Raw genomic sequence first — 23,405 nt, 5'->3', positions numbered from 1 at the left:
GGCGGAGGGCGGGCGCAGGCCAGAGGATACCCGCGGCCTGCGACTTCAACGCAGCAGGTCGCGCCAGAACGCCGGGCCGAGCCTGCCCATCTCGCGCACGAACTGCCCGGCCCGGCGGTACGGCCGCTGCGGGAACAGGCGGCAGCGCAGCGCGTACTCGGCCACGAAGAAACCGCCGATCAGGCCCCAGTCCGCCACGTTCGTGCACCAGGACCACCGTGCGTGATCCAACGGCCACCACGGCGTCCACCCGAACGCGGCCAGCAGGCCGTCGGGCACGACGCTCAGCGCCAGCGCCAGGTTGATCGCCGCCAGCAACGCCAGCAGCAGTGCCCAGGCGGCGGTCAGGCGCCGGGCATAGCGTTCCAGCGCCGCCTCGACCGGCACGCCGGCGCGCGCGTGCAGTGCATGCACGATGCGCGCGACCAGCGGGACGCGGCCCGGCAACAGCGAACGCGCGAAACCCCATGCCACCAGCAACGGGAACACCACCGGCGGCGCCTGCAGCAGCACCCACGCCCACGGCGAGCGCCCCAGCCAGGCCAGCAGCAACGCCGCCGCCGGCAGCGCGCCCCAGGCCCATGCGCGGCGCCGCGCCAGTGCGCCAAGCAGACACAGAAACACCAGTCCGAACAGTGCCAGCGCGGCCCAGAGGCCCTCGCCGCGCTGGCTGGCCAGATGCGAGAGCACCGGGTAGGCCAGCAACAGGACCACCCGCAGCACACCCACCGCCGGCCCGTGGCCGGTGCCGTCCATCGCCGTCAGTTCGTGCGGTTGGCCTGCACGTGCGCCGACAGCGCGCGCAGCGAGGCGAAGATGCGGCGGTTGTCGTCGTTGTCCGAGCGCAGCTGGAAGCCGTAGCGCTTGCCGATGGCCAGGGCCAGTTCCAGCGCATCGATCGAATCCAGGCCCAGGCCGTCGTTGAACAGCGCGGCTTCCGGGTCGATCGCCGCCGGGTCCACGTCTTCCAGGTTCAGGCTCTCGACCAGCAGTTCGGCCAGCTCGCGCTCGGCCTCGGTTTGTTGCGACATTGCCACTTCCACGAAGAGATGATGCGCAACGATCCGGTATCGCCGCCGCCAGCGCAACCGCGGCACGCGTGGGCTGCGCAGTATCATGGCGCATCTGCAGCACCCGATCCGCCCGCACAATGACGTCCCGGTTTCCCGCATCTTCGCCCCTGCCCCCGCCTTTCGACCCAGCCGGCCGCTGCCATCGCGAGGGCCTGCGATGAGCGCCGTTCCCGGCGTCCGGCCCGGTACCGGGCTGGAGGTGGACTACGCCGACCCGGCCCGGCTGCCGGCGTTGCTGGCCGATCCGCATGTACTGGCGGTGTTCGGCTTCCGCGCCGGCGATGCGGCACCGCCCAGCGACGACCCCCGCTACCTGCAGGTAGGCCTGCAGCCCGATGGGGAACCGCAACTGGAAGTCTGGCGCAGCACCGGCGCCGTGCAGTGCGGCCGCGACGCCGACGGCCTGGCCTGGGCCAGCGACGGCGCGCTGATGTTCGGCGCCCTGCAGATCGACGAAGCCCGCCACGGCGGTATCGCCGGGGCCGCCGAGCATTCTTACGCACAGTTGCTGTCGGCGCTGCCCCGGCACGGCTATCCGCATCTGCTGCGGATCTGGAACTACCTGGACGCGATCATCGAAGGCGAAGGCGACGACGAGCGTTACCGCCAGTTCTGCATCGGCCGCGCGCGCGGGCTGGGGGATGTCGATCCGGGCACCCTGCCGGCCGCCACCGCCATCGGCCGCCTGGACGGCGTGCGCGTGCTGCAGGTCTATTGGCTGGCCGCCCGCGCGCCGGGCACGCCGCTGGAGAATCCCCGCCAGGTCAGCGCCTGGCGCTATCCCCGCCAGTACGGGCCGCAGTCGCCGAGCTTCGCCCGCGCCATGCTCGCCGCACCGGGCAGCACGTTGCCGCTGCTGCTGTCGGGCACCGCCAGCGTGGTCGGGCACGCCACCCTGCATGGCGAGGACACGCTGCGCCAGCTGGAGGAAACCTTCGCCAACCTCGATGCGCTGGTGGGTACGGCGCGTGCGCGCCTGCCGGCGTTGCCGGCGCGTTTCGGCGCCGGCAGCCGGTTGAAGGTCTATGTGCGCGACGCGGCCGAGATTCCGCTGGTGCGGCAGGCGTTGTCGCGGCATCTGCCGCCGGAGGTGGCATACATCGTGCTGCATGCGGCGGTGTGCCGGCGCGATCTGCGGGTGGAGATCGACGGGGTGCATGGCGCCTGACCGCGGTTGCGGTTGCGGTTGCGGTTGCGGTTGCCCGTGATTCTGCCGTTGCCTCTGGCTTTTGACTTCCCCGGCCGTAGAGCGAGCCGAGCACCGCAGCGGGACGGGGGGCGAAGAGGCGCACGTGTCTGAGCGAAGCGAGTTGTGCGCCGTCCCCCCGGCCCGCGAGGAGCACAGGGGACCGGCGGGCACAGCCCGACGGATCGCGGCCCGGCCCGTGTTTCTCTTGGTTACTTCTCTTTGCACGAGCAAAGAGAAGTAACTCGCGCCCCGAAGGGGAGCGAAAGCTCTTGATCCTGCTTCAGCCGTTGCTTTGCTCTTTAGCACTGGAAAGAAGCAACGACCAAAGCGGAAGCTTGAAAGCAGAGCTTTCACTCCTGCTTCGCAGGAGCGAGCCACCTTTCTTTGCTCGTGCAAAGAAACGTGGCCCAAAGAAACACGCCCCTGCCTACGCGCCCAGCCCGCTACGCGTGCTGGGTCCACTCCGCCGACGGGATTTTTCGACGAGACATCCCTGTCTCGTCGAAAAACAACGTGCATCCATGCACGTCGCCCCTGCGGGGTCTTGTCCGTCGGCTCCGTCGCTATGGAAGGGGACCCGGAAGTCAAAAGCCAAAAGCAACGGCAACGGCAACGGCAACGGCAACGGCAGAATTATTCCCCGCCCCGCAACAACGCCAGTACCGCATCCCTCGGCAACTTCCCCGTCTCATTGCGCGGCAAAGCCTCCACCTTGCGCAGCGGCCGCGGCAGGAACACCGGGTCCATGCCGGCACGCAATTCGTGCAGGATCTCCGCCTCCCCGCACCCCGGCGCAACCACCAATGCCGCGATGCGGCCCACCGTCTGGCCCGGCTCCGGGTCCAACTGCACCACCACCGCATCGCGCACGCCGTGCACCGCCTGCAGGCGCCGGGTCAGGTCACCCAGCGAGGCACGCTTGCCGGCGATCTCCAGCAGGTCGGCGCGGCGGCCGCGCAACAGGAAGCGGTCTTCCGGCAGCAGCTCGACCAGATCGGCCAGCGCCACCGCCTCCGGCAGGTGCGGTGCATGCACCAGCGTGCCTTCCTCCTGCGGCTCCAGGCGCACGCCCGGCAACAACGTCCAGGCCTGCTCGCGGGCGGTGCGGCGACGGGCGAAGATGCAGGTTTCGGTGGACCCGAACACCTCGCGCACCTGCGTGGCGAAACGCCGTTCGGCCGCTTCGGCCAGCGCCTGCGGCAGGGGGGCGGTGGCGGTGACGATGCCGGCCAGCGGCGGCAATGCCACGCCCGATTCCACCAGCGCCTTCAGGTGCACCGGCGTGGTGACCAGCAGCCGCGGCGCGGTCGCCTCGGCCAGCGCCTGCGCCACGTCCTGCGGGAAGAACGGCCGGCCGGCATGCAGCGCGGCCGGGGCCAGCAGCGGCAGCAGCACCGACATTTCCATGCCGTACATGTGCTGCGGCGGCACCGTGGCGATCACCGTCGGCATGCCCTCCCACAGGTCGGCCAACGCCTGCAGGTTCTGCAAGGTACTGGTCGCGAACGCGCCCCAGTGCTTCGGGTTGGCGGTGGGTGCGCCGGTGCTGCCGGAGGTGAAACCGATGGCGACCAGCTGCGCCGCGTCGAGCATCGGGGTTTCACCCGGCAACCGCGGCAGCTCCGCCGGCAGCACGAACCAGTCGGCCGGCAGCGGGTCGGGCGCGCGGTCGCCCAGGCACCAGGTCCGCTCGTGGCGGCGCTGCACCTCGGCCACCACCGCCGGCGCGCGCGAGGGCGGCAACAGGTTCACCTGCCCGCGCAGGGCGATCGCGCAGAAGCCGACCAGGAAGCGGTAGCGGTCCTCGCACAGATTGACCGCATGCCGGCCCGGCGGCAGCAACGCCGCCACCCCGCGCACATGCTCGAAGAACATGGACAGGTCGATCCGCTCGCCGCCGGCAATCGCCAGCAGTCGTGCGGGTTCACCAACGGCGAGGGGATGGCGGGACGGGGAAGACGGATCGGCGACGGGCACGCGAGACAAACCTTGGGAAGACGAGGGCCGCGGAACCAAGGCGCGGCCGGCGCCCAGCATAATGCGGGGCGCGCGTGCATTCGCACCATCCATGTCTCTGCGGGCGGCGACGCAAGGGGACTCGAGACGCCACCCGCTTGAAGTGGTGCGCGCCCATCCATGACCACTGGCCCAGCCCCCGCGCCTGCCCGGCTGCTAGGCTTTGCCGGTTTTCTTCCACCGGTGCCCACGATGCCCAGATTCCTGCCCCTGTCCCTGCTGCTGTTGGCCGCCGTCGGTGGCGCCCACGCCGCGCCCACGCCGATCACCATCGAACAGGCGATGGCCGACCCGGACTGGATCGGGCCGCCGGTGGAATCGGCATGGTGGTCGTGGAACGGCCAGCAGGTCGAGTACACGCTCAAGCGCCAGGGCAGCCCGGTGCGCGATACCTTCCGCCAGCCGGTGGCCGGCGGCGCGGCGCAGCAGGTCGCCGACGACCAGCGCGGCACCCTCGACGCGGCCAACCGCGCCTACGACCGCCAGCGCCAGCGCATGGCCTTCGTGCGCAACGGCGACGTGTTCGTGCGCGACCTGCGCAGCGGCGCGCTGACCCAGCTCACCCGCGGCAACGAGAGCGCATCAAACGTGGCGTTCGCCAACGACGGCGGCGTGCTGTGGAACGTCGGCAACGACTGGTACCACGGGGACGCCGGCAGCGGCGCGACCGCGCTGGTCGCCCAGCTCAAGGCCGAAAAGAACCCCGCCGACGCGCCCAAGGCCGACGTGCTGCGCGACCAGCAGCTGCACGCGCTGGAAACCCTGCGCCGCGACCGCGCCCAGCGCGAGGCCCTGCGCGAGCAGGGCGAGCGCTGGCGCCAGAGCGACCCGACCCGCGCGCCGGGCCCGGTCTACCTTGGCGCCGACGTGGAGATCGTGGACAGCGCGCTCTCGCCCGACGCCACCCACCTGATCGTGGTGACCAAGCCCAAGGGCTTCGACGAGGGCCGCGGCGGCAAGATGCCGCTGTACGTCACCGAATCCGGCTACGAGGAAAGCGAGGACACCCGCGAGCGGGTCGGCCGCAACGGCTTCGCGCCGCATGCGCTGTGGCTGGTCGACGCCGCGACGGGCGAGGTCAAACCGCTGGCGCTGGACGCCCTGCCCGGCATCGCCACCGACCCGCTGGCCGCGCTGCGCAAGGCCGCCGGCAAGGAACCGCTGAAGGGCAACCGCGGCGTGCAGGTGATGGGCGACTTCATGGGCGGCGGCATCCAGTGGAACGCCGACGGCAGCCAGGCCGCGGTGATGCTGCGCGCCAACGACAACAAGGACCGCTGGATCGTCGGCGTCGATGCCGGCGGCCGGCTGCAGAACCGCCACCGGCTCACCGACCCGGGCTGGATCAACTGGAGCTTCAACGACTTCGGCTGGATGGACGACGGCCGCACCCTGTGGCTGCTGTCCGAGGAAAGCGGCTGGTCGCACCTGTACACGCAATCGGGCAGCGGCAAGCCGCGCGCATTGACCGGCGGCCAGTGGGAAACCTCCGCGCCGGAATTGTCGGCCGACGGCAAGGGCTTCTTCTTCCTGTGCAACCAGCAGGCCCCGCACGACTACGAGGTGTGCAGCGTCGATGCCGCCAGCGGCCAGGTGCGCGAGCTGACCGACCTGAACGGCGTCGAGGATTTCTCGCTCTCGCCCGACGGCAGCCAGCTGTTGGTGCGCTATTCGGGCGCCTACCTGCCGCCGCAGCTGGCGGTGGTGCCGGCCACCGGCGGCAGCGCGCGCGTGCTCACCGACACCCGCAGCGCCGGATTCAAGGCGCGCCAATGGGTCCAGCCGCAGCTGGTGGCGGTGCCGTCGCAACATGGCGCGGGCCACGTCTGGGCCAAGTACTACGGCCCCGAGCACAAGGAACCGGGGAAGAAATACCCGATCGTGATGTTCGTGCACGGCGCCGGTTACCTGCAGAACGTGCACCAGCGCTACCCCACCTACTTCCGCGAGCAGATGTTCCACAACCTGCTGGTGCAGCAGGGCTACATCGTGCTGGACATGGACTACCGCGGCAGCGAGGGCTACGGCCGCGACTGGCGCACCGCCATCTACCGCAACATGGGCCACCCGGAACTGGAGGACTACCAGGACGGGCTGGACTGGCTGGTGCGCGAGCAGCAGGGCGACCGCGACCACGCCGGCATCTACGGCGGCTCCTACGGCGGCTTCATGACCTTCATGGCGCTGTACCGCGCGCCGGGCACGTTCAAGGCCGGCGCCGCGCTGCGCCCGGTCGGCGACTGGCACCAGTACAACCACGGCTACACCAGCAACATCCTCAACACCCCGGACATCGACCCGGAGGCGTACCGCGTGTCCTCGCCGATCGAGTATGCCGACGGCCTGCAGGACCACCTGCTGATCGCCCACGGCATGATCGACGACAACGTGTTCTTCCAGGACTCGGTCAACATGACCCAGCGCCTGATCGAACTGCACAAGGACAACTGGTCGATCGCGCCGTACCCGCTGGAACGCCACGGCTTCACCCGCGCCGACTCCTGGCTGGACGAGTACAAGCGCATCCTCAGGCTGTTCGAGGAAAACCTGAAATGACCCTGGGCAAGGGCGGCCACCCACCGCCCTTGCCGCGTTCCGCAGGAGCGACGCGAGTCGCGACGAGGCTTTCCCGGTGAAGCCTCGTCGCGACTCGCGTCGCTCCTGCAAATAAACACCGAGCGCAAATATCCGCCATGCCCCCCATCCGCATCGTCACCGCGGTGATCCTCGACGCCGCCGGCCGCGTGCTGGTGGTGCGCAAGCACGGCTCGGACAGCTTCATCCAGCCCGGCGGCAAGCGCGAGACCGGCGAGGAGCCACTGCAGACGCTGGCGCGCGAACTGCGCGAGGAGCTGGGCGTGGCCCTGCGCGAAGGCAGCGCGCGGGCGCTGGGCACGTTCGAGGAAAACGCCGTCAACGAACCTGGCCGGCGCGTGCAGGGCGCCGCCTATCTCGTCGAAGTGGACGGCACGCCGCGGGTGCAGGCGGAGATCGCCGAGCTGGCGTGGATTCCGCTGCAGGCGCCGCACGGCGTGAAGCTGGCGCCGCTGAGCGAACGCCACATCCTGCCGGCCGCACGGGCCGGCAGGCAGGCCTGGGCCACGCCCCCGGCGTATTCCGCCCGGCTGCCGTGACGTCGCCCCGGCCTGTAAAAACACCACGAACCCGGCGATAGTGCGGCCCTCCTTTCCTGCGTGCTTCCCGCATGAATCCACTCCCGCCACCCCGCAGCGCCGCCGCGGCGTTCGTCGATGTCACCGCGAAGCTGTCGCTGCTGATGGCCGGCCTGTCCGTGCTCTGGTGCCTGCTGCAGCTGCTGCTGGCCACGCTGCTGGACCAGTTCGACCCCGTCGGCTGGCTGCAGCGGCAATACCTGCCGGTGCCGCCGGCGCTGGAGTGGGCATTGCACCACGCACTATCACTGAGCCTGGCGATGCTGCTGCTGGCGCTGGCCTTCGCCGCGGTGTCGTGGGCACTGCTGCGCCATCGCGGGTGGGGGCGCCGGGGCTTCATCGTGTTCCTCGTCGCCGTGGCCGTGGCCAACTTCGCCATGCTGCCGCTGCTCGACGGCATGTTCGACGCGATGCAGGCGATGCTGCCAGCCGACTTCCTCGCCACGGCGCAGGGCCGCGAGGCCATGTTGCAGATGCGTAGTGGGCGCTGGGTCGCGCTGGCCAGTGCCGGCATCACCGCGCTGGCCTTCGCCGCCCTGCACGGCTGGCTGGTGCTCAGGCTGTGCCGGCCGGACGTGCGCGCCCTGTTCCGCTGAACACCTGCGCTAAAGTACGCCGATGAACGATTTCGACCGCGTACGCGACTATCTCACCGGCCTGCAGGACCGCATCTGCAGCGCCATCGAACAGGCCGACGGGCAGGCCCGCTTTGCCGAGGACAACTGGCGCCGTGCCGATGGCGGCGACAATGGCTCGCCACTGGGCGGCGGCGGCCGCACCCGCGTGCTGCGCGAAGGCGCGGTGTTCGAGCAGGCCGGCATCGGCTTCTCCGACGTCGCCGGCACCCGCCTGCCGCCTTCCGCTTCGGCGCACCGCCCGGAACTGGCCGGTGCCTCGTGGCGCGCCTGCGGTGTGTCGCTGGTGTTCCACCCGCGCAACCCCTACCTGCCGACCACACACGCCAACGTGCGCTACTTCCAGGCCGAGCGCGACGGCCAGGCGGTGGCGGCATGGTTCGGCGGCGGCTTCGACCTGACCCCGTTCTATCCGTTCGACGAGGACGTGCGCCACTGGCACACGGTGGCGCGCGACCTGTGCGCACCGTTCGGCGCCGATCGCTACGGCGAACACAAGCGCTGGTGCGACGAATACTTCTTCCTCAAGCACCGCAACGAGACACGCGGCGTCGGCGGCCTGTTCTTCGACGACCTGCAGGGCGACTTCGAGCGCGACTTCGCCTACCTGCGCGCGGTCGGCGACGGCTTCCTCGATGCCTACCTGCCGATCGTCGAGCGCCGCAAGGACACCCCGCACGGCGAGCGCGAGCGCGAGTTCCAGCTGTACCGGCGCGGCCGCTACGTCGAGTTCAACCTGGTCTACGACCGCGGCACCCTGTTCGGGCTGCAGAGCGGCGGCCGCAGCGAAAGCATCCTGATGAGCCTGCCGCCGCGCGTGCGCTGGGAATACGGCTACCAGCCGGAAAGCGGCAGCGACGAAGCGCGGCTGGCCGGATACCTCGTCCCGCGCGAGTGGGTGTGACGCCGGCACGCTGGCACCCGCGTGCCGGCGCCCCACGATTCCATTCGCGGATGCCGCATCGGCCGCGGGCGGATGGCGCGACCTCCATCTTCAGCGGCATGTCGAAGGCGTCGCCCGGCCCGGATGTCACGTGATCGGGGCAAAAAAGAAGCCCCGTCGACCAGGGGGGGATCGACGGGGCCGGGAGCGGGAACTTGGGGAGGAATCCCCGCTCGGAGATCTGCTCCAGGGGATGGGAGAGATCCAGGACAGGCGTTGCGCCTGTCGAGGGCTATATGACCATTTCCGACATTGATGGATCGTGAAGAACGCGCGTGTTTTTCGGAAGGATTAAGGGGCGATTCATGCGCACGACAACGTTGCAAATGTTGAATGCGCGCCGCATGACGCAACGTTCCATCCATGTGCACCCGCGACGTTAAATAACCGGAAAAAAGTGGTGCCGATCACAGAGTCCGGCACCACGGAAATCCTCGCGGGAGCACGCGGTTTTCCGATGGACGGCGCCCCGGCATATCCACCGCGACGGCCGCGCCCATCGCGCCGCCACGCAGCGATGGAATGAATGGCCGTCAATGCGCCTCGTCCCGCACCATGCACGTCCTTCGGCGGCGACCAGGCGTCTCGCGTCGCCACGCACCAGCGAAATGAATGGCCGTGGCAAACGTTGTCAGTGCGCCTCGTCCCAGTTATCCCCCACCCCGCTGTCCACCACCAGCGGTACCCGCAGCGATGCGGCCGCGGTCATGCGCGCCTCCACTTCGCCGCGCAGGGTGTCGATGAAATCCGCATCGGCCTCGAACACCAGTTCGTCGTGTACCTGCAGGATCATCAGCGCGCGGTTTTCACCGGACGCGTTGCGCTGGTCGGTCAGCCAACCGTCCACGCTGACCATCGCGCGCTTGATGATGTCCGCCGCGGTGCCCTGCATCGGCGCGTTGATCGCCGCGCGTTCGGCGCCGGCGCGCAGGTTCTGGTTGCGGGCGTGGATGTCGTTCAGATACAGGCGGCGGCCGAACAGCGTCTCCACGTAGCCCTGCTCGCGCGCCTGCTCGCGCATGCGCTCCATGAAATCGCGCACCGCCGGGTAGCGGCTGAAGTACAGCGACACGTAGTCCTGCGCCTGGCCGCGGTCGATGCCCAGGTTCTTGGCCAGCCCGAATGCGCTCATGCCGTACATCAGGCCGAAGTTGATCGCCTTGGCGGCGCGGCGCTCGTTGGCCGTCACCTCCTCCAGCGCGCGCCCGAACACTTCCGCGGCGGTGGCGCGGTGCACGTCCAGGCCCTGCTCGAAGGCGCGGATCAGGCCGGGGTCCCCGGACAGGTGGGCCATGATCCGCAACTCGATCTGCGAGTAGTCGCAGGCCAGCAGCTTGCGCCCCGGCGGGGCGACGAAAGCCTTGCGGATGCGGCGGCCGTCGTCGGTGCGGATCGGGATGTTCTGCAGGTTGGGGTCGGACGAGGACAGCCGCCCGGTGGCCGCGCCGGACTGGTGGTAGCTGGTGTGCACGCGGCCGGTGTCGGGGTTGACCATCTCCGGCAGCTTGTCGGTGTAGGTGCTGCGCAGCTTGGCCAGGCCGCGGTATTCGAGGATCACCCGCGGCAGCTCGTGCTGCTCGGCGATCGCCTCCAGTGCCTCCTCGTTGGTCGAAGGCTGGCCCTTGGGCGTCTTCACCAGCGCCGGCAGGCCGAGTTCGTCGAACAGCACCGCCTGCAACTGCTTGGGCGAATCGAGGTTGAAGCTGCGCCCGGCCAGCTCGGTGGCCTTCTGCTGCGCGGCCAGCATGCGCGACGATAACTCGACGCTCTGCCGCCGCAATTCGGCGCCGTCGATGCACACGCCGTTGGCCTCCACGCGCGCCAGCACCGGCACCAGCGGCATCTCGATGTCGCGATAGACCTTCTCCAGCGCCGGTACGGCCGCCAGCTGCGGCGCCAGCACACGGTGCAGACGCAGGGTGATGTCGGCATCCTCGGCGGCGTAGGCGCTGGCCTCGTCCAGGCCCACCTGCGAGAACGAGATCTGCTTGGCGCCCTTGCCGGCCACGTCCTCGAAGCGGGTGGTGGTGTAGCCGAGGTAGCGCTGCGCCAGCGAGTCCATGTCGTGGCGGGTGGCGGTGGAATTGAACACGAAGCTCTCCAGCATGGTGTCGTCGGCATAGCCGCGCACCTCCACGCCGTGGCGGCGCAGCACGTGCAGGTCGTACTTGCCGTGCTGGCCGAGCTTGTCCTTCGCCGCGTCCTCCAGCAGCGGGCGCAGCGCATCGAGCACCTGTTCCATCGGCAGCTGCGGCGGCGCGCCGGGATAGTCGTGGCCGACCGGGATGTAGGCGGCCGTGCCCGGCTCGACCGCCAGGCTGATGCCGACCAGCCGCGCGCGCATCGCGTCCAGCGCATCGGTTTCGGTGTCGAAGGCGAAGCCGTCGGCCGCCCGCAGGCGCTGCACCCAAGCCTGCAACTGCTCGTCGGTCAGCACGGTTTCGTATTCGCCCTTGGCCGCCAGCGCCGCATCCACCTCGCCGACCGGCGCGGCATCACCGGCCTTGGCATAGCCGGCGGCGGTGCCGCGCAGGCTGCTGGTGCCGCCCTCGGCGACTTCCGGCAATGGCGCGCTGCCGCCCAGCTCGCGCAGCGCCTGGGTGAAGCCGTAGCGGCCGTACAGGCCGCGCAGGACCTCCACGTCCTGTTCGCGCAGCTGCAGGTCGCGCGGGCCCTGCTCCAGCGCCACGTCGGTGCGGATGGTGACCAGATCGCGGTTCAGCGGCAGCCGCGGCAAGGCGGCGCGCAGGTTCTCGCCGATCTTGCCCTTCATCGCCGGCGCGGCGGCGATCACCCCGTCCAGCGTGCCGTATTCGGCCAGCCACTTGGCCGCGGTCTTGGGGCCGCACTTCTCCACGCCGGGCACGTTGTCCACGGCGTCGCCCATCAGCGCGAGGTAATCGACGATCTGCGCGGCGCGCACGCCGAACTTGTCCAGCACCGCCGCGTCCGAATCGGTACGGCTGCCGGTCATGGTGTTGACCAGGATCACGCCCGGGCGCACCAGCTGGGCGAAGTCCTTGTCGCCGGTGGAGATGGTCACCTCCAGCCCATCGGCGGCGGCGGCCAGCGCCAGCGTGCCGATCACGTCGTCGGCCTCCACGCCCGGCACGCGCAGGATGTCGATGCCCAGCGCGTGCACGATGTCGCACATCGGCTGCACCTGCGCGCGCAACTCGTCGGGCATCGGCGGGCGGTTGGCCTTGTACTCGGCGTACAGGTCGTCGCGGAAGGTCTTGCCCGGCGCATCGACCACGAAGGCGACGTAGTCGGGCTTTTCCTTCAGCGTGGCGCGCAGCATGTTGACCACGCCGAACAGCGCGCCGGTGGGTTCGCCGGCGGCGTTGGACAGCGGCGGCAGCGCGTGGAAGGCGCGGTACAGGTAACTGGACCCGTCGATCAGGACTAATCTGCTCATGCCGCGATTCTACGCGGCGGGGCCGGGCGGCGACGCGCACGGCTGGCGCGCACAGGCATAATCGGCGCATACCGATGCGAGGAGTCGCCGCGATGAAACACCTGTTGCTGATCCCGCTGCTGGCCCTGGCCGGCTGCGCCACCACCGGCGGCAACGCCGACGCCCCGCCGGTCGACGTCAACGGCGCCGACGTCGACCGCAAGGTGATGGACAACGGCGACACCATCGAGGAATACCGCGTCGGCGGCCAGCTGCGCATGGTCAAGGTGACGCCGGCGCGCGGCGCACCGTTCTATCTCTACGACCGCAACGGCGACGGCCGCATGGACAACGACAAGGACCGCGTTTCGCCGGTGTACTGGAAGCTTTACAGCTGGTGAGCGCGAGGGCGGTGCCGTCACTCCGGTTTGCGGGGACAGCGGCGAGGATGGAACGCTCCTTGCCTATGGAGATGGCCTTCGCCTTCCCCCTCCCTGATGAACAACCCGGAACGCCGCACGCCCCACATCCCCGCAAACCCGCGTGAAAGCCTCACCCCGCAACAGCAGCAGGCCGTGGAAACACTGGAGTTCTTCGGCTGGCACCTGAAGTTCGTCCGCCGGCCGCTGTTCCGCGACCCGATCCCGGTGCTGTTCGAGCGCGCCGGCACGCGCTACGTCGTGGTCCTGCCCGACGGCACCTTGGACGAATCGCAGACGTTGAAGCTGCGCGACTGAATGCACGGCGCGCGACGGCCGAGCGATGACACCGGCCGCCGCCTTGCACCTTTCAACATGCCGGCCGCGGCCGGCCGGCACCGGCTAGCGGATCACCAGCACCGGTACCGCGCTGCGCGCCAGCACCTCGGCGGTCTGGCTGCCGAGCAGCACGCGGGTCACGCCGCGGCGACCGTGCGAGGTCATCACGATCAGGTCGCTGTCGCAGCCGCCGGCGGTGTCGATGATGCCGTCGGCGGCATAGCGGTCGAGCACGTGGTGGGTCTTCGGGTCGGCCACGCCGGCGGCGACGGCCGCTTCCAGCGCCGGTTTCAGGATCTTCTGCGCGGCGTCCTCGCGGTCCTGCCGGTATTCGTCGCTGGCCTCGTAGCCGGCGCTCCAGCCCATCGCGTCGTACATGCCCACCGCCCACGGCTCGGAGACGGTGACGATGTCGACCTGCGCGCCAAGCTGCACGGCCAGCTCCAACCCCTTGTCCAGGCCCTTGGCGGCCAGTTCCGAACCATCGGTGGCGATCAGGATGCGCTTGTACATGGCGTCAACTCCGGGTGGCAGGTGCCTACCATGACACACCCGGCGCCGGGCGGCCGCGTTGATCCGGATCAAACCGGGGGCGATCGGCCAAGTGCCCGGTTCATGCCATGCGATATCCCCGATCCCGGCACAATGGCCCCGGCTGCCGGCAGCAGAATGGCGCATTCATCCGAGGAAGCTCCGACCATGCGATCCGTCCTGCTGTCATTGGGCCTCTGCCTTGCTCCGGCAACGGTGGCTGCCTGCCCCCTGGCCACGAATGACCCCGCCACCTTCGACAGGCTCCGCCGGCATGACTTCGCCATCGGCGACGCTGCCCGCCTCCGCCCGCTGGCGCTGGCCCTGGTTCCCTGCCTGTCATCGCCCGACCCCGCCGTGCGCGATGACACCGCGCTGGCCGCACTGACCGAATGGATGCGCGGCGACCGGCTCGACGTGGCCACGCTGCGCGAGCTCCGCGCACGGGGTTACGCACGGCTGGAAAGCAACGATGCCGAAGGCTTCACCGGCCCGTTCACCGCATTGATGCTGGCCGAGGTCGCCCGGACCGACCGGCGCATGGCGTGGATGGACGATGTCGAGCGCGCCACGATGGTCGAGCATGCAGCGCATCATCTGGAACAGGTGCGCGACTACCGCGGGCATGTCCCCGGCGAAGGCTGGCGCCACGGCGTCGCCCACGGCGCCGACTGGCTGATGCAGCTGGCGTTGAACCCGGCGCTGACACGTCCGCAGCTGGACCGGCTGCTTGCCGCCATCGCCAGCCAGGTGGTGCCGGCGTCATCGCATGCCTATGCCGAAGGCGAATACGAACGGCTGGCGCGGCCGGTGCTGTTCATCGCCCGGCACGAGGCGCATGCGGAGGACGACTGGCGGCAATGGCTGGCAGGCATCGCCGCGCGGCTGGACGAGACCGGCCCCGCCTGGCGCGACCGCGACTGGCTGGCCCGGCGCCACGACCTGCTGGTGTTCCTCGCGGTGCTGAACCTGCAGATCGACCTGGCCCCCGACCCGGCGCTGCTGCCATTGCAGCAGGCGGTGCAGGCGGCGGCGCGGGCCATGCCCTGACCTGCATGCAGAGCATCCGGCCGCCCGAAGGCGGCCGGATGACATTCAACCGTTCGACGCCACGGGCTTACCAGTCATACGACACCGAGAAGCGCACGCCACGCGGTGCCTGGAAGAACGTGGGCAGGCCGTAATTGGGATTGCGGTCGCCCGGCCCCAGCTCGCCCACCTCGTTGACCTCCAGCACCCGGCCGCTGTTGAAGATGTTGTTGACGTCCATCTTCACCCCCAGCCGCTTGCCCGCCCATTGCGGCCGATATTCCAGCCCCAGGTCGAGACGGAAGGTCCACGGCGTGGTACCCAGCGAGCCGCGCGGGTACAGCACCGGGTTGTAGGTGCCATCGTCGCTGAGGTCGCAGTAGAACGACTCGGCGCCGTAGGCAGCGGCGAATTCGTCGGTGGGGTGGTTGCCAAAGCAGTTCTTCGGGCGTCCGGAGGCGACGTTGACCAGGCCGCTGGCCTTCCAGTCGGCGGCGAACTGCCAGGCGCCGAACAGCTTGAACTGGTGTCGGCGGTCGTTGGGCAGGTTGCCGTAGGCACCTTCCAGCAGGCCGGGCTGGTCGAACAGGGTGGTCAGGCCGGCATCGCCCTGGCCGTTGTCCGAGCGCACGTAGCCCTCGTTGTTGCCGTAGCTCTTGGACCAAGTGTAGGAGCCCTGCAGGAACCACACGCCGTCCCACGCGCGGTCGAGGGTGAACTCCAGCGCGTGGTACTTGCGCACCGACTTCGGGTAGCCCAGCTGCGCCGCGCTCAGGTTCAACTCTTCCAGCACGCCGTCGCCGTCCATGTCGACGAAGATATTCATGGCCTTGCCGGGGTTGGTCAGCACGTAATAGTCGAACCCGCCGGCATGGAAGTCGTCGTAGCCGTTGGCGGCGGCGTAGTCGTTCAGCGCCGCGTCGATGGCGATGTCCTCGATGGTGCTCTTCAGGTCGCGGCGGATGGCGCGCACGCCCGCGGTCCAGCCGCGCGCGATCTCCTGCTGGTAGCCGAGGATGAACTCGTCCTGGAACATCGGCTTCAGGTTCTGGTCGACGATGGTGCGCGGGTCCTTGACCGTGCCGTCGCTGAACACCGACAGGTCGGTCAGCGCCGCGCCCAGCACCGGCGTGTAGTCGGCGTTGACGCCATCGAGCACGAAGAACTGCTCTGTGAAGAACTCGGCGCCGGCCAGGCGGATGTTGGTGTTGCCGGCCACCGGCAGGTGGTAGCGACCGGCGTTGGCGAAGAACTTGCGCTTGCTGTCGCCACCAATGTTCCAGCTCAGGCCCACCCGCGGCGCCCACTGGTTGGTCTGTTTGGTGAAGGTTTCGCCCAATGCGTTGCGGTTGTCGAACTGCTCGTTGCGGATGCCCAGCACCAGCAGCAGGTCGTCGCTCACGTCCCAGTGGTCCTCGAGGTAGAACGCCCGCGATTCGGTCTCGAAGCGACCGCCGTTGCTCAGGAAGCGCTGGCGCACCTCGAAGCCGGTGGGCGAGCGGGTCGCCTCGCGGTACTGCCACAGCACGCCGCCGGAATAGAAGCTGTCGTCCTCGGAGGTGTTGGTTTCCTGGTCCAGGCCGAAGCGCAGGCGGTGGTTGCCGTGCAGCCACTGCCCGATGTCCCACTCGGCATCCAGCCGGTAGGCCTCGCGGGTGTCGAACGCGGTGCCGGGGATCTGGTTGGACCAGCAGCCGCGGCGGATCTGGGTGCCGGTGCGGTTGTCGAGGATGACCGGGCAGGCATCACCCTCGCCGATGTCCGAGCGGTCGAACTCGCCCTTGCCGTACAGCGCCGACAGGGTGAAGCGGTCGCCGAGGTAACCGGTGTAGCGGAAGATGTTGTTGCGGCCGCCACGGCGCAGTTGGGTCGCCCCCACGCGCTCGCCGATGGCGTCGGCCTCGTGGTCATACAGGTAGGTGGTGTCGACGATGTGGCGCTGGTCGCGGAAGCCGGTGTATTCGAGCAGGTGGTCGTCGCTGATCTGCCAGTCCAGCTTCACGCCCCAGAACGGGTCGTCGTTCCTGCGGTCGCGGTAGGTACCCACCGCATGCAGCGTCTCGTCCCAGTTGCGGACGTTGTAGATGCCGGCGAAGAACAGCCGGTCCTTGATGATCGGGCCGGCCGCGCTGAAGTTGGCCTCGATTTCGTTGGCGGTGTCGCGGCATGTCAAGGTCAGCACCGTGCCATCGGGCCGGCTCACGCAGTAGCCATCCTCCTGCAGGCTCTTCGGCGCGAAGTACACGTTGGCGCCGAACTCCCACTCGTTGGTGCCGCGCTTGGTGATGGCGTTGATGACGCCGCCGGTGGAGCGGCCGAACTCGGCGCCGTAGCCGCCGGTCTTGACCTGGAACTCGCGGTAGAACTCGAACGGCACCGTGCTGCCGCCCAGGCCGTTGCGGAAGTTGGTGACGTTGAAGCCGTTGATGTAATAGGCGTTCTCGCCGACCGTGGCGCCACCGAAGGAGGCCAGGTTGCCGAACGCGGCGTCGCCGACCGTGGTGCCCGGCGCCAGCAGCACCACGTCGGTCACGGTGCGCGCCACCGGGATGGCGTCGAGGATGGCCTCGGTGAGGATGGTGGCCGACTCCACCGACGACACGTCGATCGGGTTGATGCCGGCGGCCACCACCTCCACCCGGTCGAGCGTGGCCACGTCGGTGGCGACGAAGTTCACGTTGGCGCCGGTGCCGGTGGAAACGGAAATGTTCTCGCGCACCGTGGCGGTGCCGTCGGCGGCGCGGCGCGTGACCCGGTAGGCGCCGGGTGGCAGCGCACCGACGCGGAACGCGCCGTTGCCGGCCACCGCCACCTCGCGGCTGAAGCCGGTGGCCGGATTCTCCACCACGATGACGTCACCCGAATGCGCCTGGCCATTGATGCTGCCGCTGGTGTTGGACTGCGCGTAGGCCGCCGACGCGAAGCATGCGCCGATGGCAAGGCACAACGCGCTGTTCCTGATCTTTCTTCCGATAGCGGGTACCGGCATGGTTGCTCTCCTCGATTGTTCTTGTTTGTCCCCGGATGCGCTGCCGGCCGCGTCGACCGCACCGGGACGCACGCGCCCTTCCCGGCTGCCGGAGCAGGCGGGTGCGGGCGGAAACGTGTCCACGTGGCGAAAGCGGCGGGCCGATGCGGCAGGCAGCATTGCTGCGCCCGGTCACCGTTGCCGGCGATGTTTTCGTTTCATCCGGGCGCACCGACACAGTAGTGCCCGCTGCCGGCGGTGAATTTCCCTCGCCGGTGCCATCGTTTGGCGGATCTTGTGTTTTGCGTTGCGGCGGCATGCGTTCGTCGCAACCGCACGGAAACGGCATAATCGATCCGGCGATTCCGCACCGCCGCCCGCTTCCGCATGCCACGCGACCACCACGACATCCTCAGCGCGCTGCCCGCCGAACGCCTGCGCATCGGCGACGCACACGTGGATGCCGGTACCCGCGAGATCACCCGCGGCGACGGCCGGCGTACCCGCGTGCCGTTGAAGGCGATGGACGTGCTGACCACGCTTGCCCTGCAGCCGGGCAAGGTGTTCGCCCGGCAGGAACTGCTGGAGGCGGTATGGCCGGACACGCTGCCCGGCGACGAGGTGCTCACCCAGGCCATCGCGCAACTGCGCCGCGCACTGGGCGACGGCAAGCCGGCCACCTGCATCGAAACCATCGCCAAACGCGGCTATCGGCTGCTGCCCGCGGTGGAATGGTTGCCCGAATCCGCTGCCGGCGACGCCACGACGGACGCACCCGTTGCACCACCACGCCGCCGCTTGCCGCCGATGCTGGTCATCGCCTGCATGTGCATCGCCCTGCTGCTGGCCTGGTGGTGGCACGACGGCAGGCGGCAGGCCGCCACGCCAACACCTGCGGCCGTTGCCTACGAGCGCCTGACTTCGCGGCCCGGCAGCGAACTGTGGCCGGCGCTGTCGCCCGACGGCACGCTGGTGGCCTACAGCAGTTTCTCCGGCGACGAGCGGACCGCCGCGCTGATGCTGCAGACCACCGGCTCGATGCAACCACGCGCCCTGACCACGGCCGTGACCGGCGAACGCCACACATTGCCGGCGTGGTCACCGGATGGGCGCGAGATCGCCTACTTCCGCACCCTCGATGGCCAGTGCCGGTTGATGCGCATCGCCGCCAGCGGCGGCGAGCCCCGCGAGATCGGCCCCTGCCCGGCATCGCCGCAGAAGTTCGGCTGGCACCCGGACGGCAGGCATCTGGTATTCGGCGGGCCGTTGCTGCGCACGCTGGAGTTGTCCAGCGGCACGGTGCGGGAGCTGGCCTACGCGCGCGCGCCTGACGATGCCGATTCGCACCCGGCCTATTCGCCCGACGGGAAGTGGATCGCCTTCCAGCGCGGCATCTCGCGCGGCGACCTGTGGCGCGTGCCGGCCAGCGGCGGCGACCCGGAGCGGCTGACCCGGCTGGAAACCAACCTCTACGGCTTCGCCTGGACACCGGACGGCAAGGCGCTGGTGCTGTCGCGCTTCCTCGACCATCGCCTGCACCTGTCGCGGCTGGAACTGGCCGGCGGCACGCTGGCCGACCTCGGCGTCGACGACGTCGCCTATCCGCATATCGCCCGCAACGCGCCGGTGCTGACCTTCATCGCCGGCATCGCCACCTCCAGCGCGCTGTACCGGGTGCGCGTGCCCGAGGCCGGCGATGCCGCTCCGCCGCCGGAGCGCGTCTTCACATCCACCGGCAACGACACCCTGCCCTCGCTCAGTCCCGACGGCCGCCTCCTGGCCTTCCTGTCCGACCGCAGCGGCAGCACCCGCCTGTGGTGGGCGGTGCGCGACCGCCCCGAATCGCCGCAACCGGTCGATGGGCTGGCGCCGTTGCTGCGGCAGGTGCCGGCATGGTCGGCGGATGGCAGCCGCCTGCTGGTGGTCGGCACTACGCCGCAGGGCGAGCGCCTGCACGAGGTCACCCTGCCCAGCGGGCGCGTCGGCGTGCTGCCGGCGCCCGGGCCGGCGCCCACCCATGCCATCGCGTTGCCGGACCGGCGCCTGCTGGCCACCCTCGACCACGGCAAGGGCCTGAGCGCGGCCACCCTGTACGACACCGCCACCACGCCCTGGCGCACGCTGGCGCGGCTGGAGGACGTCGGCTTCGTGTTCCATGACCCGGCCCGGCAACGGTTGCTGTTCACCCGCCGCAGCAGTTGGGGCGTCTGGGAGACGGGCATAGCATTGGCTGCGCCGCGGCTGCTCGACGGCCTGGACGCCGGCGACGGGAGCCGCCTGCTACTGGCCAGCAGTCCCTACAACCAGGGCCGGCGGATCGTGGCGTGGCCGGGCGGCAGCGCCCTGCTCGGCAACGATGGCGAATGCGGCCTGCGCTGGATCCCGTTGCCGCGCCGGACGGATGCCGATGCCCCCTGCCTCGACCCGCGGCCGGGCAGCCTGCACGGCGCCAGCCTGGACCCGCAACGGCGCGAGCTGTACTACAGCTTCGGCAGCGGCCACAACGAGGACATCGGCTGGATGCCCCTGCCCGGCGGCCGTTGAACCGGCCGCAATATTTTTTTCATCCCCGCGTCAGTTCGATTTCAGCGCGAAATCATCCGATCCTGCGAACTTCCCGCGCCGTCGCGGGCAAACAGGAAGCCTGTCCCGGACGAGGCTTCCGACCATGCTCGACATCCTGACCGCCGATCGCGGCGCCACCCACGACCATCCCGTTCCCACCGGGCCGCGCTGGTTCGCGGTGTCGCGGCTGGGCAACCTGCAGTTGCCCGGCCAGTCGGTGGTGCTGTGCCTGCAGATGCGCGGCGGCTCGCGCATCGATGCCCGCGAAGGCGTGTTCCAACTGCAGCGCGGCGACTGGGTGGTGTTCGAGCGCGACTCGGCGCCGCAGGTGCAGGCCGGCCGCGGCGGCCTGCTGCTCGGCATCACGGTGCCGGCCGCGGACTGGGAGCAGGCCGCACGGGACGCCGGGGCCGCCCCCTTGCCGGGTCGCTGCCGGCTGCCGGCCGCCGAACTGCGCAGCCTGCTGCGCCTGTGGCGGCAGGGCACGCAAGCCACCGGCGAGCGCCGCCAGCGCTGCCTGCGGGTACTGCTGGCGTTCCTGGCACCCCGGCAGGCCGACATCGCCGGCCTGCTCGCACGCTGCCCGGGCCGCAGCCGGCAGCGCAAGCTGCAGGTGCTGGCGCGGCTGCAGCGCACCTGGCTGTTCCTCGAAGGCAACGCCCACCGCACGGTGCGGCTGGCGGAGCTGGCGGAACTGAGCAGCCTGTCGGTCTGCCATTTCGCCAAGACCTTCCAGTCGCTGTACCGGGAAAGCCCATTGGCCGCCAACCACCGCCTGCGGCTGGAACGCGCCTGCCGCCTGCTGGCTTCCACGCCGCTGTCGGTTTCCGACATCGGCCAGGCCTGCGGCTTCGACAGTTGCTGCAGCTTCTCGCGCGCCTTCAGCAACCGCTACCGGCAACCGCCCTCACGCTACCGCAGCACCGTGGCTGCTCACAGCGCGGTCAGGTTGGCGTAGGCCATCACCAGCCACTTGCTGCCGGCCTCGGCGAACTCCACCTGTACCCGAGCGTGGGCGCCGCTGCCCTCGTAGTCGGTGACCATGCCTTCGCCGAACTTCGGGTGGGTGACCAGCGCACCGAGCTTCAGCGGCGGCGCTTCCAGCGCGGCGTGGCCGGCCACGCGGCTGGCGCCGAGCGAGGCCGGGCGCGAGACCTGCACCTTGGGCCGCACTTCGTTGAGCAGCTCGCGCGGGATCTCGCGCAGGAAGCGCGAAGGCAGGCTGTAGTTGTCCTGGCCGTGGATGCGGCGCGATTCGGCATAGCCCAGCACCAGCTTCTGCCGGGCACGGGTGATGCCGACGTAGGCCAGCCGCCGTTCCTCCTCCAGCCGCCCGCTTTCCTCCAGCGAACGCGCACCGGGGAACAGGCCCTCCTCCATGCCCGCGAGGAACACCAGCGGGAACTCCAGTCCCTTGGCCGAATGCAGGGTCATCAGCTGCACGCCGTCCTCGCCGGCCTGCGCCTGGCCTTCGCCGGCCTCCAGCGAGGCATAGGACAGGAACGCGACCAGTTCGCTCATGTCGGCGGCGCCCTCCTCGTCCTCGTCGCGCTGGATGAAGCGCGAGGCCACCGACACCAGTTCGTCGAGGTTGTCGCTGCGCGATTCCGAATCCAGCGTATTGCGGCTTTCCTTGCTCCAGTGCTCGCGCAGCGCCGAGCGCACCAGCACGTGGTCGATGCGCTCGGCCAGCGTCATCTGCGCGGTTTCGCCGCCGATCTGCTGGATCAGGTTGAGGAAGCCGGCCAGCGCGTTCTTCGCGCGCGACGTGAGGTCGTTGCCCTGCGTGGCCAGCATCGCCGCTTCCCACAACGACACGGCCTGCGCGCGGGCGATGCGCCGCACCTCGTCCAGCGTGCGCTCGCCGATGCCGCGGGTGGGCGTGTTGACCGCGCGCTCGAACGCGGCATCGTCGTTGCGGTTGGTCAGCAGCCGCAGGTAGGCCAGCGCGTCCTTGACCTCGGCGCGCTCGAAGAAGCGCATGCCGCCATACACGCGGTACGGCACCTGTTCGCTGAGCAAAGCTTCTTCAAAGGCGCGCGACTGCGCGTTGGAGCGGTACAGCACGGCGATGTCGCCATAGCTGCCGCCGTCGCGCACCCACTGCCGCGCGCGCTCGACCAGGTAGCGCGCCTCGTCCATCTCGTTGTAGGCCGCGAACAGGTCGATCGGTTCGCCGTCGCCGCTGTCGGTCCACAGCTGCTTGCCGATGCGGCCGGGGTTGTGCGCGATCACCGCGTTGGCGGCACCCAGGATGTTGGCGCTGGAACGGTAGTTCTGTTCGAGGCGGATGGTCTGCGCGCCGGGGAAATCCTTCAGGAACTGCTGCACGTTCTCGACCTTGGCGCCGCGCCAGCCATAGATCGCCTGGTCGTCGTCGCCGACCACGAACACGTTGCCCGAGTCGCCGGCCAGCACCCGCACGAAGGCGTACTGGATGGCGTTGGTGTCCTGGAACTCGTCGACGAGAATCTCGCCGAAGCGCGTGCGGTAATGCGCCAGCAACGCCGGGTTGTCGCGCAGCAGTTCGTGCGCGCGCAGCAGCAGTTCGGCGAAGTCCAGCAGCCCGGCGCGGTCGCAGCGCTGCTGGTACTCGATATAGCACTGGCGCATCGTCTCCAGCCACGCGTCGTGCGGCTCGGGCTGGATGTGCTGCGGGCGGCGGCCCTCGTCCTTCTGCTGGTTGATCCACCACGCGATCTGCTTGTGCGGGAACTTGCCGTCGTCCAGTTCCAGCGCCTGCACCACGCGCTTGACCAGCCGCAGCTGGTCGTCCGAATCCATCACCTGGAAGGCTTCGGGCAGCTTCGCATCTGCCCAGTGCAAACGCAGCAGGCGGTGTGCCAGGCCGTGGAAGGTGCCGATCCACATGCCACGCGCACCGTTGCGCAGCTGCAGGTCGATGCGCTGGCGCATCTCGCCGGCGGCCTTGTTGGTGAAGGTCACCGCGAAGATGCCGTGGGTCGGCACGCCATGCACCTCGTGCAGCCAGGCGATGCGGTGGGTGAGCACGCGGGTCTTGCCGGAACCGGCGCCGGCGAGGATCAGGTAATGACCGGGAGGCGCGGAAACGGCCTCGCGCTGGGCCGGGTTCAGCCCGTCGAGCAGGTGGGAAACATCCATTGAGG

Annotated in this window: 17 protein-coding genes; 10 read left to right on the top strand and 7 right to left on the bottom strand. The window is 69.7% G+C overall.

The annotated features are described in order from the left end of the window. Window positions 1-45: 45 nt before the first annotated feature. Entirely contained in the window at window positions 46-756 is a 711-nt protein-coding gene (locus ABB34_RS04575; protein WP_083490065.1) for a hypothetical protein, read from the bottom strand. 5 nt (window positions 757-761) lie between these two features. Then, window positions 762-1,031, bottom strand: a complete 270-nt coding sequence (locus ABB34_RS04570) for a phosphopantetheine-binding protein (protein WP_057640072.1) — start codon at window positions 1,029-1,031, stop codon at window positions 762-764. Window positions 1,032-1,230: 199 nt separating this feature from the next. Here ABB34_RS04570 and ABB34_RS04565 point away from each other — a divergent pair, with 199 nt between their 5' ends. Next, a complete protein-coding gene (locus tag ABB34_RS04565) occupies window positions 1,231-2,241 on the top strand; it encodes a chorismate transformation FkbO/Hyg5 family protein (RefSeq protein WP_057640071.1) in 1,011 nt (336 codons plus the stop codon). 654 nt (window positions 2,242-2,895) lie between these two features. Here ABB34_RS04565 and ABB34_RS04560 read toward each other — a convergent pair. Continuing rightward, window positions 2,896-4,332 (bottom strand): AMP-binding protein, encoded by a 1,437-nt coding sequence (locus tag ABB34_RS04560; RefSeq protein ID WP_425478962.1) that lies wholly within the window; start codon window positions 4,330-4,332, stop codon window positions 2,896-2,898. A gap of 138 nt (window positions 4,333-4,470) precedes the next feature. Between ABB34_RS04560 and ABB34_RS04555 the strand changes: the two genes are divergently transcribed. The 4 genes from ABB34_RS04555 (at window position 4,471) to hemF (ending at window position 8,990) form a co-directional block, all read left to right on the top strand. After that, entirely contained in the window at window positions 4,471-6,834 is a 2,364-nt protein-coding gene (locus ABB34_RS04555) for a S9 family peptidase (protein ID WP_057640069.1), read from the top strand. A gap of 137 nt (window positions 6,835-6,971) precedes the next feature. After that, window positions 6,972-7,412, top strand: a complete 441-nt coding sequence (locus ABB34_RS04550) for an NUDIX hydrolase (RefSeq protein WP_057640068.1) — start codon at window positions 6,972-6,974, stop codon at window positions 7,410-7,412. A 71-nt stretch (window positions 7,413-7,483) separates the two neighbouring features. After that, complete coding sequence (locus ABB34_RS04545; RefSeq protein WP_057640067.1) at window positions 7,484-8,047, top strand: hypothetical protein; 564 nt, start codon at window positions 7,484-7,486, stop codon at window positions 8,045-8,047. A gap of 22 nt (window positions 8,048-8,069) precedes the next feature. Continuing rightward, window positions 8,070-8,990, top strand: coding sequence for an oxygen-dependent coproporphyrinogen oxidase (hemF, locus tag ABB34_RS04540; protein ID WP_057640066.1), 921 nt, complete (start codon window positions 8,070-8,072; stop codon window positions 8,988-8,990). Window positions 8,991-9,660: 670 nt separating this feature from the next. Here the strand turns inward: hemF and polA are convergent. Next, window positions 9,661-12,447: a DNA polymerase I gene (gene polA, locus ABB34_RS04535; RefSeq protein WP_057640065.1), complete on the bottom strand. Its 2,787-nt coding sequence runs from the start codon at window positions 12,445-12,447 to the stop codon at window positions 9,661-9,663. Window positions 12,448-12,539: 92 nt separating this feature from the next. Between polA and ABB34_RS04530 the strand changes: the two genes are divergently transcribed. Together ABB34_RS04530 and ABB34_RS04525 are read left to right on the top strand one after the other, a co-directional pair. Next, window positions 12,540-12,827 (top strand): DUF2782 domain-containing protein, encoded by a 288-nt coding sequence (locus ABB34_RS04530; RefSeq protein WP_057640064.1) that lies wholly within the window; start codon window positions 12,540-12,542, stop codon window positions 12,825-12,827. A 96-nt stretch (window positions 12,828-12,923) separates the two neighbouring features. Beyond that, window positions 12,924-13,163, top strand: a complete 240-nt coding sequence (locus tag ABB34_RS04525; RefSeq protein WP_057640063.1) for a hypothetical protein — start codon at window positions 12,924-12,926, stop codon at window positions 13,161-13,163. Window positions 13,164-13,247: 84 nt separating this feature from the next. Here ABB34_RS04525 and ABB34_RS04520 read toward each other — a convergent pair whose 3' ends face one another. After that, window positions 13,248-13,697: a universal stress protein gene (locus ABB34_RS04520; protein WP_057640062.1), complete on the bottom strand. Its 450-nt coding sequence runs from the start codon at window positions 13,695-13,697 to the stop codon at window positions 13,248-13,250. Window positions 13,698-13,931: 234 nt separating this feature from the next. Between ABB34_RS04520 and ABB34_RS04515 the strand changes: the two genes are divergently transcribed. Beyond that, on the top strand, window positions 13,932-14,765 hold the full coding sequence (locus ABB34_RS04515) for a DUF2785 domain-containing protein (RefSeq protein ID WP_161808893.1): 834 nt from the start codon (window positions 13,932-13,934) through the stop codon (window positions 14,763-14,765). A 67-nt stretch (window positions 14,766-14,832) separates the two neighbouring features. Here ABB34_RS04515 and ABB34_RS04510 read toward each other — a convergent pair whose 3' ends face one another. Next, window positions 14,833-17,733: a TonB-dependent receptor gene (locus ABB34_RS04510; RefSeq protein ID WP_161808892.1), complete on the bottom strand. Its 2,901-nt coding sequence runs from the start codon at window positions 17,731-17,733 to the stop codon at window positions 14,833-14,835. A gap of 366 nt (window positions 17,734-18,099) precedes the next feature. Here ABB34_RS04510 and ABB34_RS04505 point away from each other — a divergent pair, with 366 nt between their 5' ends. Together ABB34_RS04505 and ABB34_RS04500 are read left to right on the top strand one after the other, a co-directional pair. Continuing rightward, entirely contained in the window at window positions 18,100-20,256 is a 2,157-nt protein-coding gene (locus tag ABB34_RS04505; protein WP_057640060.1) for a winged helix-turn-helix domain-containing protein, read from the top strand. 124 nt (window positions 20,257-20,380) lie between these two features. Then, window positions 20,381-21,235, top strand: coding sequence for a helix-turn-helix domain-containing protein (locus tag ABB34_RS04500; RefSeq protein ID WP_057640059.1), 855 nt, complete (start codon window positions 20,381-20,383; stop codon window positions 21,233-21,235). Here ABB34_RS04500 and uvrD read toward each other — a convergent pair. After that, window positions 21,211-23,400 (bottom strand): DNA helicase II, encoded by a 2,190-nt coding sequence (uvrD, locus tag ABB34_RS04495; RefSeq protein WP_057640058.1) that lies wholly within the window; start codon window positions 23,398-23,400, stop codon window positions 21,211-21,213. The two genes, ABB34_RS04500 and uvrD, sit on opposite strands and share 25 nt — an antisense overlap. Window positions 23,401-23,405 lie beyond the last annotated feature (5 nt).

The organism is Stenotrophomonas daejeonensis (assembly GCF_001431505.1).
Classification (GTDB): domain Bacteria; phylum Pseudomonadota; class Gammaproteobacteria; order Xanthomonadales; family Xanthomonadaceae; genus Stenotrophomonas; species Stenotrophomonas daejeonensis.
Note: the sequence above shows the minus strand (reverse complement) of the source record. Positions and strands in the feature narration are given on the sequence as shown.